This window comes from Pseudomonas sp. 32_A (assembly GCF_017490905.1).
In the GTDB taxonomy this organism is placed as follows: Bacteria; Pseudomonadota; Gammaproteobacteria; order Pseudomonadales; family Pseudomonadaceae; genus Aquipseudomonas; species Aquipseudomonas inefficax.
On sequence record NZ_JAFGYI010000475.1, the window covers coordinates 1 to 246 of the forward strand.

Below are 246 nucleotides of genomic sequence, written 5' to 3' on the forward strand. Positions count from 1 at the left end.
GCGCCAGTGTGTATTCCGGGCGTGCCGAGCGCCGGTCGGATGTGGGCAAGGCTACGGTGATCGGTTTCCTGGGGGTGCTGGCGTTGCTGGTGCTGGTCAACGTGTTGTCGCTGGGGGTGATGACCCAGCCGGAACTGGCCGGGCTGCAGAACCCGTCGATGGCTGCCGTGCTGGAGCATGTGGTCGGCCACTGGGGTGCGGTGCTGATCAGCGTCGGCCTGATCATCTCGCTGCTCGGGGCCCTGC

General features: G+C 67.5%; 1 protein-coding gene. It reads left to right on the plus strand.

From position 1 onward, the window contains the following. Window positions 1–246: amino acid permease (locus J5M58_RS27495; RefSeq protein WP_207880661.1), on the plus strand; the 246-nt coding region annotated here is incomplete at both ends.